Origin of the sequence: Flavobacterium sp. FlaQc-48, assembly GCF_044007335.1 — a bacterium.
Taxonomy (GTDB): Bacteria; Bacteroidota; Bacteroidia; order Flavobacteriales; family Flavobacteriaceae; genus Flavobacterium.
The window spans coordinates 1-864 of the sequence record NZ_JBIPCR010000048.1; the positions used below are offsets into that span (position 1 = coordinate 1).

Here is an 864-nt window from a genome sequence, read left to right on the forward strand (position 1 = left end):
TTCGTCATAATGTTTGTCACGCTTGCGGGTTATGGGCAGCAGGATGCACAGTTTACGCAATACATGTACAACGCGATCAACATCAATCCGGCTTATGCGGGTTCGCGTGGTGCTTTAAGTATTTTTGGGTTGTATCGTACCCAGTGGGTTGGGCTTGACGGAGCTCCTGAAACCAGCAGTTTTTCAGTAAATACCCCTATAAACAATAGCAACCTGGGAGTAGGAGTATCTTTAGTCAATGATAAAATAGGCCCAACCAATGAGAACAATTTATCGGTAGACCTTTCTTATACGGTTCAGACTTCTGCCGATTTTAAACTTTCTTTTGGGATCAAGGGAACGGCAAACTTGTTCAATCTGGATATGAGCAAACTAAATCCCGAAGATCAGGGCGATCCGCAGTTTCAGGATCTCAGCAATAAATTTTCTCCCAATGTCGGGGCCGGGGTTTACTGGCATTCAGATAAGGCGTACATAGGTTTATCAGTCCCTAATTTTATAGAAACCAATCGTTATGACGATAATGATGTGGCGATTTACAAAGACAAGATCAACTATTATCTAATGGCCGGATATGTATTTGATCTGGATCAGTACCAAAACATAAAATTCAAACCCGCCGTACTGGGCAAAATGGTCGAAGGTGCGCCTTTGCAGGTCGATATTTCGGCCAATTTCATGTTCATCGAGAAATTTGTGGTTGGTGTAGCCTATAGATGGAGCGCCTCTGTAAGTGCGATGGTGGGTTTTCAAATCACAGACGGGCTTTATTTGGGATACGGTTATGATCGTGAAACCACCAACCTGAACAATTACAATTCCGGATCACATGAAATATTCCTGCGTTATGAATTCTTCAAAAAC

At 42.7% G+C, this 864-nt stretch carries 1 protein-coding gene; it reads left to right on the forward strand.

The annotated features are described in order from the left end of the window. On the forward strand, window positions 1-864 hold an 864-nt coding region (locus tag ACHRWY_RS27520; protein WP_395359215.1), incomplete at both ends, for a type IX secretion system membrane protein PorP/SprF.